Source organism: uncultured Mucilaginibacter sp. (assembly GCF_903893715.1).
Taxonomy (GTDB): Bacteria; Bacteroidota; Bacteroidia; order Sphingobacteriales; family Sphingobacteriaceae; genus Mucilaginibacter.
The window spans coordinates 34,592-50,756 of sequence record NZ_CAITNG010000023.1; the positions used below are offsets into that span (position 1 = coordinate 34,592).

General features: G+C 48.0%; 10 protein-coding genes and 1 rRNA gene. 8 read left to right on the forward strand and 3 right to left on the reverse strand.

The window, feature by feature from the left end:
* Positions 1 to 457: 457 nt before the first annotated feature.
* The 4 genes from QZX97_RS02535 (at position 458) to QZX97_RS02550 (ending at position 9,739) form a co-directional block, all read left to right on the forward strand.
* On the forward strand, positions 458 to 7,336 hold the full coding sequence (locus tag QZX97_RS02535; RefSeq protein WP_295650024.1) for a PKD domain-containing protein: 6,879 nt from the start codon (positions 458 to 460) through the stop codon (positions 7,334 to 7,336).
* A 292-nt stretch (positions 7,337 to 7,628) separates the two neighbouring features.
* Positions 7,629 to 8,726 (forward strand): PKD domain-containing protein, encoded by a 1,098-nt coding sequence (locus QZX97_RS02540; RefSeq protein ID WP_295650071.1) that lies wholly within the window; start codon positions 7,629 to 7,631, stop codon positions 8,724 to 8,726.
* Positions 8,727 to 8,729: 3 nt separating this feature from the next.
* Entirely contained in the window at positions 8,730 to 9,440 is a 711-nt protein-coding gene (locus tag QZX97_RS02545; RefSeq protein WP_295650021.1) for a PorP/SprF family type IX secretion system membrane protein, read from the forward strand.
* Positions 9,441 to 9,484: 44 nt separating this feature from the next.
* Positions 9,485 to 9,739, forward strand: a complete 255-nt coding sequence (locus QZX97_RS02550) for a hypothetical protein (RefSeq protein ID WP_295650020.1) — start codon at positions 9,485 to 9,487, stop codon at positions 9,737 to 9,739.
* Positions 9,740 to 9,779: 40 nt separating this feature from the next.
* Here QZX97_RS02550 and QZX97_RS02555 read toward each other — a convergent pair whose 3' ends face one another.
* The gene (locus tag QZX97_RS02555; RefSeq protein ID WP_295650018.1) at positions 9,780 to 10,304 is read right to left on the reverse strand and encodes a DUF6702 family protein; all 525 of its coding nucleotides are present in this window, start codon (positions 10,302 to 10,304) and stop codon (positions 9,780 to 9,782) included.
* A 68-nt stretch (positions 10,305 to 10,372) separates the two neighbouring features.
* Between QZX97_RS02555 and QZX97_RS02560 the strand changes: the two genes are divergently transcribed.
* The 4 genes from QZX97_RS02560 to QZX97_RS02575 all read left to right on the forward strand — a co-directional run bounded on the left by QZX97_RS02560 (position 10,373) and on the right by QZX97_RS02575 (position 15,046).
* Entirely contained in the window at positions 10,373 to 10,951 is a 579-nt protein-coding gene (locus QZX97_RS02560) for a HupE/UreJ family protein (protein ID WP_295650014.1), read from the forward strand.
* A gap of 61 nt (positions 10,952 to 11,012) precedes the next feature.
* Positions 11,013 to 13,463, forward strand: a complete 2,451-nt coding sequence (locus QZX97_RS02565) for a M1 family metallopeptidase (RefSeq protein ID WP_295650012.1) — start codon at positions 11,013 to 11,015, stop codon at positions 13,461 to 13,463.
* A 177-nt stretch (positions 13,464 to 13,640) separates the two neighbouring features.
* A complete protein-coding gene (locus QZX97_RS02570) occupies positions 13,641 to 14,027 on the forward strand; it encodes a VOC family protein (RefSeq protein WP_295650009.1) in 387 nt (128 codons plus the stop codon).
* A 92-nt stretch (positions 14,028 to 14,119) separates the two neighbouring features.
* Positions 14,120 to 15,046 (forward strand): cysteine synthase family protein, encoded by a 927-nt coding sequence (locus tag QZX97_RS02575; RefSeq protein ID WP_295650006.1) that lies wholly within the window; start codon positions 14,120 to 14,122, stop codon positions 15,044 to 15,046.
* Positions 15,047 to 15,055: 9 nt separating this feature from the next.
* On the opposite strand, the gene QZX97_RS02580 is transcribed toward QZX97_RS02575, so the two are convergent.
* Both QZX97_RS02580 and rrf read right to left on the reverse strand, forming a co-directional pair.
* A complete protein-coding gene (locus tag QZX97_RS02580) occupies positions 15,056 to 15,982 on the reverse strand; it encodes a PHB depolymerase family esterase (protein WP_295650003.1) in 927 nt (308 codons plus the stop codon).
* A gap of 89 nt (positions 15,983 to 16,071) precedes the next feature.
* A 5S ribosomal RNA gene (rrf, locus tag QZX97_RS02585) occupies positions 16,072 to 16,165 on the reverse strand; the annotation flags it as partial.

A 16,165-nucleotide genomic window follows, 5' to 3' on the forward strand; every position in this document is an offset into this window, starting at 1 on the left:
GTGATATCGATCACTCTCCTCTTTTTTATAACCGGGTTTAAGGTGTTCAAGGTCACATTTTTAAAAACGGGTTTGCTGAGCAACAATGATTGTCAACATTCTTGAAAACGTGAATGATTTGAGGCTTCTGTGTCAGGCCACTATACCGGCTATCCGTTTTTCACTCTGATTTGGCACACGATTATTTCTCTATGTAATAAAAAAAATACCCTATTGGCCGACTAATATCAAATTTTATTATTTTTACAACATAGTCTTCGTTCCCCACAATTAAGGACTATAGCAACGCTAATTAATTATTTAACGAATTTTTAAACTGGCATAGGTGCCATGGCAGGTACTGTTATGTAATTTACCCGTCATTTGTAACTTTTATGCTACAAAGTCAAATTTTATCACAATATTAGAGGAGTAAATCAAGCAACTTCTATGAGCTGATTTACGTATCACTTGCTATATGAATAAACGTCTGCCGAAGTTTATTTTATTTATGGTGTTAATCCTTTTCGGGCATCATCTTTTTGCCGGGTCACTATCGCATTCACTTTACTCTAACCCCGGCGATACCATTACCACATCCACAGGTAAAACGGTCATCTGCTCGGGCACCCCGGTAACACTTACCGCAAGTACGGGCCCGACAGGCACAACCTACCAATGGTATTTAAACAGCACGTTGATTGTTGGCGCAACTACTACAACCTATGTTGCCACATTGCCCGGCTTTTACAACATGGTAGCAACCTCGAGTTTGGGTGTACCCGATTTGTACCCTACACTGATTATGTCGGCTTCTACAACACCAAACGTATCGTATACCCACACTCAGGCAACAAGTTGCGGTAATAGCCCCGTTACTTATGCAAGTACTGTGGACCAACCCTTTTTAACCTATTTGTGGGATTTTGGCGATGGTACAACATCCACTCTGGTGAATCCTGTGCATACCTTCAAAACAGCAAATGGCGGTGGCACGCAAAATTTTACGGTAGCGCTTACGGTTACTAACCCTGCCGGTTGTAGTGCTACCACATCGCAGATCGTAACCATCGGCTTACCCAGCTCTTTATTGGCGGGCAATAATTCCACCAATGCCTACAATAACGACGGGCGCACCTATTTCAGGTCATGCTCCAACGCGCCGTTTAACTTTACCATTATTAATCAGTCGACAACACAGGCAACCAATACCAATTATTACTTAGACTGGGGCGATGGCAGCCCGGTATATAATTCGGCCACATTTAGCAGCAACTTAAACCATACGTATGGCATTGGCACCTGGAAAATAACCTACATTGTCACGGGTGCAAGTGGTTGTGTGGATACCGCCTATTATTATCCATTTGTAGGCAGTAACCCGGCCATCGGGTTGGCAACGCCGGGCAATACCCAAATATGTACCGGCAGCGATATCAGCTTTTCAACATCAAGTTTTGCCGGCAACCCGCCGGGCACTGTCTATACAGTAGCATTTAGTGATGGCAGCCCATCGATAGTATACACAGTACCGCCTCCGGCTACCATTGTCCATACTTTTAATAAAAGCTCGTGCGGTGTTACCAGTTCAGGTTATTCCAATGCGTTTTCGGTAACCATAACGGCATCTAACCCTTGTAGCAGTTCATCGGCAATTGTAGCTCCAATTTACGTTTCGCAGGCAGCTACCGCTACTTTTAATTTAGGAAGCGATACCGCCTGCGTTAATACACCCATCACTTTTACCAGCGCGGGCTTGCCCACCAACAGTGTTTCGGCAACGGGCTGTATTCCGGGAAAGATTGTTTGGAAGATAACACCGGCTGCCGGCTGGGTATTAACCAGCGGCACCCTGGGCAGTGATGCCGGTCAGGCCGATCCCAGCTTCTGGATAACCGGAACAGTTAGCGTCGGCGTTAGGTTTACCGCTCCGGGCAATTATTCGTTACAATTGGAAACGGGTAACAACACCTGCGGTACGGCAACAGCTACGCAAAACGTGTGCGTAAATGCACAGCCAACGGCAACCTTTACGCTCGACAAAACATCGGGCTGTAACCCGCTTACGGTGCAGGCTACCAATACATCAAACCTGCCGGTTTGCGGCAATAACAAATATGTATGGTCGGTAACGTACACCAACACGGGCTGCGTGCCCAATACTTCGGCCTATGCTTATATCAACGGCACCAGTTTAACATCCATCAACCCTGAGTTCCAGTTTACCAGCCCCGGCCAGTACAGCATTACGCTGCTTACCATTAACCCCGGCGGGGTGTGCCAAACTACCTCTGCTCCGCAGATAGTAACCGTAAAAGATAAGCCCATTGTAGCGGCATTAACCACCCCGGCTACCATTTGCCAGTTTGGTAGCATTACGCCAACCACACCTGCCGTGCAAAATTGTTATTCATCAACCGCGGCTACTTATTTGTGGACTTTTACAGGAGGGACGCCGGCTACCTCAACATCGGCAAGCCCGGGTACCATCACCTATAATACCAACGGTACTTATACCGTGCAGTTGGCCGTAACGAATGAATGCGGGACTACTACCGTCACCAAATCCATCAATGTTACAGTCTCGCCGGTAGCGACTGTACCGGCAAATCTGGTACTCTGTAACGGCGACCCAACCGGATTGCTCAGTTTTACAAGCAGCCTGCCAAGTACAAACTTTACATGGACAAACAGCAATACCTCCATTGGTTTAGCAGCATCTGGCTCTGGTAGTTCGATCAGCAGCTTTACTGCAAAAAACATCAGTGCAACACAACAAGTAGCAACCATTACTGTTACGCCAAATAACGGTTGCCCGGGATTACCGGTTCAGTTTACTATCACGGTTAACCCGCGACCGGCGGCACCAACCGTAACACCCAATATTACCTATTGCCTTAACGACGTGGCATCGCCTTTAACGGCCACGGCCGCAGGCGGAAATACCTTGAATTGGTACACAAGCGCGCCGCCGGGGGTAAGCTCGGCAACGGCGCCAACACCGTCTACCGCTGTTGCAGGTTCAACTACATATTATGTTACCCAAACCAATGCATCAGGCTGCGAAAGCCCTGCGGCAACCATCACCGTAAAGGTAAACCCGCTTATCGCGAACAATGCCGTGGGCAGCGACCAAATCATCTGTTCCGGCTCGGCGCCGGCCACTTTAACCGCAACAGCGGTGATAAGCGGAGGCAGCGGCACCTACACTTACCAATGGCAGGTATCGGTGGATAATGGCACTACCTGGAACAATATTGTAGGCGCGACGAGTGCCACCTATTCGCCCGGTACGCTAACCGCCAACACGCTTTATCGACGTTTGGTGAACAGCCTTACCTGTAGTAATACCTCGAATACGGTAACTATCAGCGTACAAGGAACGCTCACCAATTATGATATCGCCGCTTTGCAAACTATATGTAAAGGTGGTACACCGGCGTTAATAGCCGGGCAAGTTCCTGTTGGGGGCAATGGCACCTTCACTTTTCAATGGCAAAGCTCGCCCGATAATGCAACCTGGACCAATATCGGTTCTGCTACTGCAAACGATTATCAGCCACCTGCCCTAAACGCGACTACCTACTACCGCAGGTTAACAGCAAGCGGCACCTGTAATGCCATATCATCGGTAGTAACTATAACGGTTAACCCGGTTTCAGTTGTTAACGCTATTACGGATAAAAACTATTGCAACGGCTCATCGGCTCCGGCAATCACTTTTAGCGCCAATACCGCCGCAGGAAACACCACATACACATGGGCAAACAACAATACCGCTATAGGTCTTGCAGCATCAGGAACAGGAAACTTGCCTGCATTTACCACAAGCAATGCTACCAAAGCGCCCATAACCGGGCAAATTACGGTTACGCCAACTTATACTTCGGGCGGCACAAGTTGCCCCGGCACACCATTGAACTTTAACATCAATGTGCTGCCTAATATTACCATCACCCAAAATTCAAACGGAGCCTATTGCGCCGGCGCTGTTGTTCCGGCATATATCCCGGTAAATGATGCCGCCGCTTTCGCGGGAAGTTCGGTAACCTATACCTGGACATCAGCCCCTGCTATCGGTCTGGCCGCGACAGGTGGCGGCAGTCAAATACCGTCATTTACAGCTATCAATGCCGGCACCACCAATATCGTCTCGACCATTACCGTTACACCTATTTACAATTATAACGGCCAAGGTTGCAGCGGCACGCCGATGCAATATACTATCACCATCAGCCCGCAGCCAAGTGTTGCATCTGCCGGGCCAAACGCCAAAATCTGCGGCACGGCATCGTATCAACTTGCTGGTAATGCACCTGTAGTGGGCACAGGTTTATGGACGGTATCCACAGGTCCGGCCGTAACATTTTCTTCGGCAAATTCGCCAACTTCAATGGCAACGGGCTTGGCTAAAGGCACACGCTACGGCCTGACATGGACTATATCCAACGCCAGTTGTACAGCCAGCGCTTCGACTGTAACGGTAGATGTGTTATCTGATATTGTGAACACCATCAAGTCGGATGTTACGGCTACTTGTCCCGGTCAACCGGTCAATTTCAGTACACTGGCCTTATCAGGAGGAGATGTACCGGCAACCGTCGCGGCAAGCTATACTTACTTCTGGGAATCATCACTTGATGCTGTTACCTGGACAACTATCTCAGGCCAAACATCGGCAACTCTTTTAGCCAATCCTACAACAAACACCTACTATCGCCGCACGGTAAGCAGCTATAACCTCTGTCCCGTTGTGAGTAATGTGATCGAAGTCATCATGAACTCGGTTGCACCCGTCGCGGTGGCAGGAAGCCCCATCACGCTTTGCGCGCAAACGCAAACACCATTGGCAGGCAATAACCCGGGCGCTTTTGTAGGCACATGGACGGATACCGCGCCCGGCAGTACTTTGGTTTTTACGCCAAGCGCCAACACTTACAATGCCACCGTTTCGGGATTGGTGCCCGGTACAACTTATCATTTGATATGGTCCATCGCCAGTCCGAGTTGCGGTGCCACTACCTCCCCATTGACGATTACCGATTTGGCGCCTATTACCAATACAGTCAGTCCGTTAGTATCCACTATTTGTGCCGGGCAATCTATCACTTTAACAGGAAGCGTGCCAACCGGCGGAACCGGCACCTATACCTACACTTGGGAAAGCAGTCCCGACCAGGTTACCTGGACGGTGATAGCAGGGCAAACAGGTCAAAACATTGTCTTTACGCCACCGACTACCATCTATGTGCGCCGCAACGTCACATCGGGCATTTGTAATCTGGAAAGTAATTCGGTAAACATCATTGTTCAGCCATCCATCAGCAGCAACAGCATCAGCGCCGACCAGCAGGTATGCAGCGGCAGCCCCGTAAATCAGTTGAATGGCTCGGTACCAACGGGCGGTAACGGCACCTACGCATACCAATGGCAAAATAGCAGCGACCAGATAACATGGTCCAATATTGCGGGTGCGACATCCATCAATTATCAGCCCCCCGCGGCGCCAAACGCGGTTACTTATTTCCGCAGGATAGTTACTACCTTGCTCTGTACCGGCCCGCAACAAAGCGTTAGCAACACGGTTAAAGTAGCCATTAACCCGGTCGCCTTTGCGGACTTTACAGCATCGGCTTTGTCGAGTTGTACACCGTTTAATTTGAGTACCGTTATTACCAGCACCGCACATAATGCTGTGGATGCCAGTTACACCTGGTATGCCAATGGGGTGCAAATCGGTACAGGTTCGGCCTTCCCGGGATACATCATGACGGTTGACGGGCAAAGCGTTACCATCCAGTTGGTAGTTACCAGCGTGTATGGCTGCGTTAATGACAGCAAATCGCTCACCTTCACTACCACAAAAAATGTAACCACCTCGTTTACTAAAGACCAGGTAAAAGGCTGCGGCCCGCTGACGGTCAGCTTCACCAATACCTCCGCACCAATAGCCAGCGCTACCTATAAATGGGATTTCGGCAACGGGCAAACATCGACAGCAACACAGCCCACAGCCATCACATTTTTACCAAATCCGTTTAACCGCGATACCACTTACGTCATCAAGCTGACAGCAACCGCAAGTTGCGGAATAAGTACCTATAAAGATTCGGTTACCGTACGCCCTAAACCGGTCGCCATTTTCACGCCTGATAAAACCATTGGCTGCTCGCCGATGACGGTAAACTTCAGCAACCAATCGCGCGGGGCACCCAATACCTATACCTTCGATTTTGGCGATGGGACAAAACAAACCGTGTCTACCAATCAAACCGTTCAGCATGTTTATACCACTTTGGTGAGGGATACGGTTACTGTAAAAATGGTCGCTCAAAACGAATGCGGTAAAGATTCATCAACCTACAAAATTGTTGTATACCCTAATCAGGTAGTGGCCAACCTTACGGTTAACGGCAATAACCAGGCGGGTTGCGCGCCGCTTACCGTGGCGTTCAATAATACATCGGTGGGTGCCAATGTGTTCAACTACAATTTTGGTGATGGTACTACTGTAGCGGGCGCGGCATCCCCCGAAACGGTTTTCCATACTTTTACGCAACCCGGCGTTTATAACGTGACCCTCGCGGCATCAAACGGCTGCTCTGCGCAAACGGCAACGCAAACCATTACGGTTGTGCCTGCGCCCGTAGTTAAATTTTCGATCGGTAAATTAGCCTATTGCGTTAAAGATTCTGTTGTGTTGACCAACCAAACCGCATCGGTCGGCTCATTTAGTTATGTTTGGAACTTTGGCGACGGCACTACCAGCAATCAACTTAACCCTAAACATAGCTATGCCGCGCCAGGTACTTATACCGTTACATTGACGGCGACTCAAAATGCCGCCGGTACCAATTGCGGCACCAACACCAGCCAAACGGTAACTATTTTACCTATCCCTATAGCCGCGTTTACAAGCAATGCCGGCAGTGTAAATTGCGTGCCCTACCAGCTTTCGGTTTCAACATCTACAGCAAACGCCAGTGGCTTTACCTGGGATTTCGGCGACCCTGCAGGCACCATCGTAGTAGGTTCAACAGCGCAACATTTGTATACCCAACCAGGCATTTATCGGGTTAAGCTAACCGCTTACAGTTTTTTTTGGGGGGGGGTGTTTGGATTCGATTATTCAAATTGTCAAAATAACCGATATACCCCGGGCTGCCTTTACACCGGGCGACACGATTATATGTTCGAACAATGCCACCATCAACTTAAAAAATACCACTACCTATACCGGTGTAGACCCGGTTGGCTACCAGTGGATTGTCAACAACGCCATTGTCTCCACCCAAAAGAATTTAACCTACGCGTTCAATGCGCCGGGCGGGGTTTTGCCTTATACTTTCCAGGTTAAACTGGTAGCGCAGAGCACAATCGGATGCCCCGATACGGTCATTCACAATTTTCATTTTAACCCCGTGCCGGTAGCGTCTTTTACAGTCGCCGCTACACAAAGTTGCGCGCCTTTTGCCGTCAAAATCACAAACAATACCACATACGCGAGCAGCTATAAATGGTATATCAATAACCAACTGGTGTCTACCGCGCAAACACCAACCAATATTATATTAACGCAAGGCAATACAGCATATAACCTGAAACTCGTAGCCTCCAACACCTTTGGCTGCCGGGCGGATAGTATCACGATGGGCTTAGGCACCTATCCAAAACCTGTCGCATCGTTTTCTGTGCCCGATTCTGTATCCTGCAGCGGGCAATTGGTTTTAAATGTAAACAACACGACTACCGGCGCATCAAGCTATACCTGGATATTCGGCGATGGCAGTCCGAATGGCTCCGGTGCGATACCGGTACACACGTATACTTTGCCCGGCACGTATACCTTGCAGCTTATCGCATCCAATGGAACTTGCCCCGATACAGCTAAACATATCGTAAAAGTGGCCAACGTACCTAAAGCATCGTTTGCCGCAAATGTTACCAATGGCTGTACCATCCTCACCACGACTTTCGTGAACGCGTCGGTTAATGCCAGCAGCTACCTGTGGGATTTTGGCGACGGGACAGTATCTGTATTAAAAACCCCAACACATACGTTCAGTTACGTGAACGCGCCATACACAATTAAGTTGATAGCCTACGGAGAATTTGGTTGTAGCGATACCATTAAAGTGGTGAAATATATAACGGTAGCCGCACCGCCAACTGCCAACTTCATCGTTGTTCCGGATAGTGTGATCGCTATCCCGAACCACTCTTTCCAGTTTAATAAAATAACAACCGGTGCAGGCATCACCAACTACAACTGGGATTTTGGTGATGGAAAAACATCGACAGACTCCATGCCGTCGCATGTTTATGTGGATACCGGAAAATATAAAGTAAAACTCACCGTTACAAACGTGGCCGGTTGCCAGGCTGTAAGGATACGCACAGTTCAAATAACAGGCATTCCATTATACCTGTACGTACCGAATGCGTTTGAGCCAAGCAGCACGAAAAGCGAGTTACAAACGTTTAATGTACGTGCTTTTGGCCTGGCAGATTATACATTGAAGGTGTTTAACAAATGGGGGCAGGTTATTTTCCAAACCAATGTATTGGATGCAAACGGCATACCAACGCAGGGATGGGACGGCATGATGGCCGGGGCACCGGCACCGCAGGGCGTATACGTATGGGAAATCAGCGCTCATTTTATAGATGGTACCCAGTGGAAAGGGATGAAGTATAATGACGGAAGGCCGCAATCGACAGTCGGTATCATACATTTGATAAGATAAGTAATGAGGATAGTTTTTGTTGCCCTTTTATTCTTCGCTGTCTTCACCAACCAAAGCCTTTATGCTCAGGGCCATTTGTATTCCCAGTTTTACGATGCGCCTATCTATCTTAACCCCGCCCTGAACGGACAGTTTGATGGCGATTTCCGTGTCAACCTTATCTATCGTAACCAATGGACGGCATTGCCCGGCCCGTTAAATTATTATACGATTTCGTCGGACCTGAACCTGCCGATGTATAACAGCGGTGTGGGCTTGATGATTACGAAATCGACTGAGGGTACGGCTTATCTTGATAAGATTAATATTTCGAGTATCTACTCTTACCATGTCGAGTTCGAGAATGCTCAACTGTCCTTCGGCTTACAAGCCGGTGCGACAAACCGAAAAGTGGATGAAGACAAGCTGGTGTTCTTAGACCAGCTGAATGGCTCAGGCATTATCCCAAACGGCTCCTCTTCAAGCTTGGGATTGCCCTTTAACAACCGTTTCTTTTTTGACAGCGGCGCGGGCGTGAACCTTGTGTTGGGTGATTTTATGGTGGGTGTATCGGGCCAGCATCTTAACCGGCCTAACGAGTCCTTATCGGGCGGCACTTCAATTTTGCCACAGCGTTACAACGGTTATGCCAGCTATAAGATATTAACCGACCCTTCGTTTGAAGACAGCCCATCCTTTATCCCTTCGTTGTTTTCTCAACGCAAGCGGGCGTAGCTACCTTTAGTACGGGCGTTCAATACAAGCATGGCGCCATCAATGTGGGGCTTTGGTACCGGGGCGATGGCGCGCAAAACGACGCTGTTGTGGTATCGCTCATCTTCGACATTTTTGGCAGGGATAGTGGCAAAACACGATTTGGCCTCAGTCATGATGTTACCACCTCGAAACTGAATTATGCCAATACCGCTGGCACAACCGAGGCGGCCATGAGTTACGAAACGACGATACCCGGCTGGGGCGAATACGAATACAAAATGAATACGCACGCTACCAAGTGCTATAGCTTTTATTAACCATGATGCCAAATCCGGTAACGCAGTGCCGATTTTATATTTAAAACACTTGTTCCAGTTTCCTGTTAGGCCAATCCAGTTTTTCGCTTTTACGCACGCCGTTTACCGTGATGTGCACGATGTTGATCTGGTCTTCGTACAGGTTGTGCAGCAGGTTGATGTCCACATCGATTTTTTTGAACGGTGATACTTTTTCGGATTCGAGGTAAACATTTACCGCCGCGTCTTTAATTTCGTAGCCAATGTAGTTCAGGTTTGCGGGTATTTGGTTAGGTTTTATCTGCACATGCCCGGTAATATATTTCTTTATAAGCACCTCAGCCGCAGCGTGCGCTTCCGGTTTTATCAGGTCGGCCTGTGTATGGTACTCTTTGTTTATGGCTGTTTCGAAGTCGTCCGTAAAAATGGTGCATATTACCTCAAGCTTATTGTCCTGGGCATTGTAGCTCACATCGGTAGTGCTGATATGCAGCGGGTGAAAAGCAGCAGGCACAGGTTTTGCATGCCCTATTGCCGACAGCAGTATGTAACAATATAATAGCGGTTTATAAATTAATGCGTACATAGCCTGTCGCGATTTTTTAACTGTAAAATAAAGTCTAAATTTACTACAAACACACTTCATTATTCCGGATGACCGATTTTATTTTTTATTTTAAGCTGGGCTGGGAGCATATCATCAGCGCCGATGCGATCGATCATCAACTGTTCATTTTAGCCCTGGCCTCGGTTTATACCTTTAAAAATATAAAGCAGGTATTGATTATGGTTACCGCTTTTACCCTTGGCCACTCGCTAACGTTAGTTTTGAGTGTGCTCGACATCATCCGCTTCCAAAGTAAATGGGTGGAGTTTTTAATACCCTGCACCATTTTTATCACGGCCTTCAACAACCTGTTGCGTATCGACACCAAAAACGGCAGCGCACGCATCAACTACTATTTAGCCATGGGTTTTGGTTTGATACACGGCATGGGCTTTGCCAACGCCATACGCATTATGCTGGCTAAAGACCAAACATTGGGTTGGGGGCTATTTGGATTTAACGTTGGCCTTGAAGCCGGGCAAATTTTTGTCGTGGCCATTATTTTGACTTTAGCCATCTTTTTTTTAAATTTCGTGAAAATTAAGCAGCGCGACTGGGTGTTTTTCTTGTCTTCGGGGGTTTTCGCGTTAGCTTTAAAAATGGCCATTGAACGATTGCCATTCTGAATATCTTGAACATTAACTGAACTCATATAACAATCGGGCGCAAGCCCACAACTTACTGACAATGAAAAAACTGATTAGCGGCGTATTGGTTACGCTCAGCGTATGTAGTATTGCCCTTGCCCAGGACATCCAGAACAACCCGGGCAGCAACCACGGCAACAAGTTCGAACAATTAGGTACCATTTTACCAACCCCTAACGAGCAACGTACCGCCAGCGGTGCCCCGGGTGGTAAGTACTGGCAGCAACGTGCCGATTACAACATTAAGTGCGAATTGGACGAAAAGAACCTGAAACTAACGGGTAGCGAAACTATCACCTATTACAACAACTCGCCCGACCCATTAGATTATATATGGCTGCAATTGGACGAGAACCAACACAGCAATATCAATAACGCCAATTACCAAAGCAGCAGCACCATGCCGGTTTTTGGTAACCCACAATTGCTCGACCGTACAGCTGAAGCTACCGGTCCGAACAACGGTTATGGCGATATCATCACCAAACTAACCACGGCTTTGGGGGTTAAGCTGCACTACGTTATCAACAAAACCATGATGCGGATAGACCTGCCGGCTCCATTGAAGCCAGGTGCAACTTTTGTGTTCAATGTAGATTGGAACTATAAGATAAGCGACAGGCTGACCGTGGGTGGTCGCGGCGGTTATGAATATTTCCCCGGTGACGGCAACTACTTGTTCACCATGACGCAATGGTATCCGCGTCTGTGCGTTTACAGCGATTTCCAGGGATGGCAAAACCACCAGTTTACCGGCCGCGGCGAGTTCGCCCTGACCTTTGGTAACTTCCATGTGCAAATGACCGTTCCGGCCGACCACGTAGTTGGTGGCACCGGCGAATGTATCAATTATGCCGCCGTATTGAGCCCGGCAAAAATGGCGCGCTACATTAAGGCCAAAACATCAAAAGTGCCCGTAGAGATTGTTACGCTTGACGAAGCCAAGAAAGCCGAGTCTGCGCCAAGCACCACTAAAAAGACCTGGGTTTTCCAGGCCAACGATGTACGCGATTTTGCATGGACTTCCTCGCGCAAGTTTGTTTGGGACGGCATGGGCCAGCAATTGGGCAGCAAAAACGTAATGTGTATGAGCTATTATGGTAAAGAGGCTTACGCTTTATGGGCCAAATACTCAACCCGTTTGGTGGCGCACACCGTAAAAACTTACTCGCATTTTACGTTTGATTACCCATACCCTGTTGCGCAAAGCGTTGAGGCATCAAACGGTATGGAATACCCGATGATCTGCTTTAATAACGGCCGTACTAATAAGGACGGCACTTATAGCGAGGCCACCAAAAACTCCATGATTGGCGTGGTAATTCACGAAGTTGGGCACAATTTTTTCCCGATGATTGTAAACAGCGACGAGCGCCAGTGGACCTGGATGGATGAAGGTTTAAACTCCTTTGTTGAATACCTCACCGAAGAACTTTGGGACAACAAATATCCCGTTAAACGTGGTGCGGCTTATACCATTGTTGATTACATGAAACTGCCAAAAAACGAGTTGGAGCCGATAATGACCAACTCGGAAAACATTGTACGTTTTGGGCCGAATGCTTATAGCAAGCCATCCGTAGGTTTGAACATACTACGCGAAACCATTATGGGCCGCGAGCTGTTCGATTATTCCTTTAAAGAGTACGCCAAGCGTTGGGCATTTAAACACCCAACCCCGGCCGACTTTTTCCGCACCATGGGCGATGCCAGCGGCGAAAACCTCGATTGGTTTTGGAGAGGTTGGTTTTATGGAACCGACCCTGTAGATATCTCGCTCGACTCGGTAAAAGTGGCTAAAGCTAACCTTGCGGCAATGCCAGCCGGTGGTGGTCGTGGCGGACGCGGAAACTTTGCCGGACAGGCACCTGCTGCCAACCCGCTTTCGAGTCCGACAAACCCAATGTTGCCTGCTGTGAACGCCTTCGACGATATATCGAAAGTGCGTAACCGCGAAGACAAGAACATCCATTTCTATACAGATCTGGACACTGCCACCCATGATTTTTATTGGAAATATGACCGTGGTTTGGTAAAAATAGATACCAACAAGATACGTGCGATTATGGCGCAAAACCCGCCGACCCGCCAAAGCTCGCCGGAGCCTTTTACCGATGCTGAAAAGGAAAAATATGGTAATAAGTATTTTTACGAGTTATCGTTTAGCAACAAGGGCGGATTGGTGATGCCTATCATCGTGCAGTTTACCTTTAAGGATGGCACCACCTGGACCGACCGGATACCTGCGCAGATATGGCGTTTAAATGAAAAGAACGTATCCAAATTTTATATGCAGGATAAGGAAGTGGCTTCGATCCGCATCGATCCGATGCGTGAAACTGCCGATATTGACGAAAGCAATAACTACTGGGGCAAAGCACCGGAGCCGTCGAAGTTCCAGGTGTTTAAACAGAACGCCGGTGGGGCAGGCGCACGTGGCCAGTCGGTTGGTGTAAACCCGATGCAGATACAAACAGGCGGAGAGAAATAAGAAAGAAAGTTTCCCAAGATAATTTGAGGCTCCCGGTATAAACCGTGAGCCTTTTTTATTTGTTTTCTTTATCGTTTCTTTAAAATTTAACATCCTGATAATGTGTCCGAAGTATTTCAGTTACTACCTTTAGTCATAAATCAAACACCAAATTATTCATCTTAAAAAAAACAGGCTATGGAAAGTAATGCAAACGCGCTTAACTGGTTCGAGATACCGGCAAGCGACATTGAACGTGCACAGGAGTTTTATGAGGCTATTTTTGACATCGAAATGGAGCCGATGCCTGAAATGATGGGCATGAAAATGGTATCGTTCCCTGCCGAAATGGGCAATGGCAAGGTGTCGGGCGCATTGGCCAGCAGTCCGTACCATATGCCATCAGCCGAAGGTACAGTGGTTTATTTGAATGCCAACCCCTCCATCCAGGATGTGCTCGACCGCATTGAAGAGTGCGATGGCCAGATACAAATGCCAAGGACATTAATCAGTCCCGAAATTGGCTATATGGCTTTCTTTATCGATACCGAAGGCAACAGGGTAGGCTTGCACGCGCAGAATTGATTCAACATTTTTCAGCATAAAGCATATCCCCTAACGCTTTGTTAGGGGATTTTTTGTTTTTTAGCTTATATTCAACACAATTATCTAAACCAATGAATGACAGCATCACCTCCGCCATCGGCAACACGCCACTTGTAAAGCTCAAAAAGGTAACGCCGCCCAATTGCGCCGAGATTTATGTAAAATTGGAGTACTATAATCCCACAGGTTCGTATAAAGACCGCATGGCTTTGGCTATTATTGAGAATGCCGAAAAGCGGGGCGATTTGAAACCGGGTATCGGCGTGGTTGAATGTACCGGCGGCAGCACCGGCTGTTCACTGGCGTTTGTTTGCGCGGTTAAAGGTTATCCGTTTATAGTGGTCTCGTCGGATGCTTTTGCGAAAGAGAAGCTAAAAACCATGCAACTTTTTGGCGCTAAACTGGAGTTGATACCCAGCGATGGCGGCAAAATAACACCCAACCTTATCCCAAGTATGATAGCGCGTACCAACGAAATAGGCACGCAACCCAATACTTATCTCACCAAACAGTTCGAAAATAAAGACGCGATAGATGGCTACAAGGTATTGGGCGAAGAAATATTACAGCATTTTGGTAGCCGGAAAATTGATGCGTTTTGCGGCGCGGTGGGTACAGGTGGGATGATGGCAGGTGTATCGCAAGCGCTTAAAGCGGCTAATGCAGCTAACCGTGTAGTGATACTGGAACCGGCATCGGCACCATTGGTAACACAGGGCGTAAAAGGCACGCATAAGGTGGAAGGTATTGGCGTGGGCTTTATTTCGCCTTTATTTAACGAAATTGTTTACGACGAAGCCCGCACCGTTGATGAAGCCGAAGCCCGCCAAACGGTAAAACGCTTAGCTGCCGAAGAAGGTATATTTTGCGGCACATCGAGCGGCTTAAATGTGGCGGCCGCCATTAAATTGGGCATGGAACTCGGCCCGGGCCATACCGTAGTTACGGTAGCCTGCGATTCGGGCATGAAATATCTGAACGGCGATTTGTTTGACTAAGGTAGGACGTTATTTCAACGATATAAAAAAGCTAAATATCTCATCCTCGGCCTTAAAATCGCGGCATACCTTGCCGATGATAAACTTAGGTAAATATTGGGGTCCGCCGGCCCAGGTATGCCCGCCGCCGGTTATTTTGATGAATATTACGTCGGCATTGGGCCCGGTATAGCTGTATTTGGCAGCCGTGCAACCGTCGGATGGATCTGCATCGGGTATATTGTATACTGTTGCCTGTGCATTGCAGCCATTTAGGCCCACAATCTTTTTAACCAGCTGCTCGGTGGGCAACATATTAAACTGGACGCCATTGTTATCGGGTGTAAACCGCCCTTCGCCGCCGTTGTATAATATCAGCGGGTCGGCAGTTCCGTTTATCATCAATACCGGCATGGGGTGTCCGAAACTGTAGTTATCGCTAATTGATAACGGAATGCTTGCGCAAACCGGTGCGATGGCCTTGATACGATTTGACAGGTGTTGGGCCAAATAGAGAGAGAATATGCCTCCTCGTGATATGCCCGTACAAAAAAACCGTTTATCGTCCGCTTTATAATACCTAACCAGGGTATCCATCAACACGCTGATAAAATGTACATCGTCAATATCCTCGCTGCCTCCGCCGCGTACACGGCTGCTTACGCCTTTCATGCTCCAGCTTTTGTTTAAAGCATTGGGGTAAACGATTATAAAGTTAAACTTGTCGGCGGGTGCATTCAGGTTGTATTGCTTTGGTGTGCCTTTGTACTCACCGCCGCCGCCATGCAAGGCAAATATTACCGGTAGCTGTTTGGCAGCAGTATAACCCGGCGGCAGGTGCACCAGATATTGGCGTTTCAGGCCATCAACAATAATGGTTTTATCAATATCTGTTGCTTGCGCGCTGAATGCAAACAAGATGAACAGGATTACTATCGGGACGTTTTTCCAATACATTGCCATGGATATGAGCTGCAATATAACTAAAGTGGGAGCATTTTGCACAAAAAAGCCCCCCGATATTGCTAAAGGGGGGCTGATTTAAGATTGGGCACCGACCTACTCTCCCACGTATTACCGCAGTACCATCGGCTCTGGCGGGCTTGACTTCTCTGTTCGGAATGGGAAGAGGTAGACACC

Bases quoted from the DNA above. Each gene is read 5' to 3' on its own strand.
- QZX97_RS02535 (WP_295650024.1), top strand. From the start codon at position 458: ATGAATAAACGTCTGCCGAAGTTTATTTTATTTATGGTGTTAATCCTT.
- QZX97_RS02540 (WP_295650071.1), top strand. From the start codon at position 7,629: ATGGGCTTAGGCACCTATCCAAAACCTGTCGCATCGTTTTCTGTGCCC.
- QZX97_RS02545 (WP_295650021.1), top strand. From the start codon at position 8,730: ATGAGGATAGTTTTTGTTGCCCTTTTATTCTTCGCTGTCTTCACCAAC.
- QZX97_RS02555 (WP_295650018.1), bottom strand. From the start codon at position 10,304: ATGTACGCATTAATTTATAAACCGCTATTATATTGTTACATACTGCTG.
- QZX97_RS02560 (WP_295650014.1), top strand. From the start codon at position 10,373: ATGACCGATTTTATTTTTTATTTTAAGCTGGGCTGGGAGCATATCATC.
- QZX97_RS02565 (WP_295650012.1), top strand. From the start codon at position 11,013: ATGAAAAAACTGATTAGCGGCGTATTGGTTACGCTCAGCGTATGTAGT.
- QZX97_RS02570 (WP_295650009.1), top strand. From the start codon at position 13,641: ATGGAAAGTAATGCAAACGCGCTTAACTGGTTCGAGATACCGGCAAGC.
- QZX97_RS02575 (WP_295650006.1), top strand. From the start codon at position 14,120: ATGAATGACAGCATCACCTCCGCCATCGGCAACACGCCACTTGTAAAG.
- QZX97_RS02580 (WP_295650003.1), bottom strand. From the start codon at position 15,982: ATGTATTGGAAAAACGTCCCGATAGTAATCCTGTTCATCTTGTTTGCA.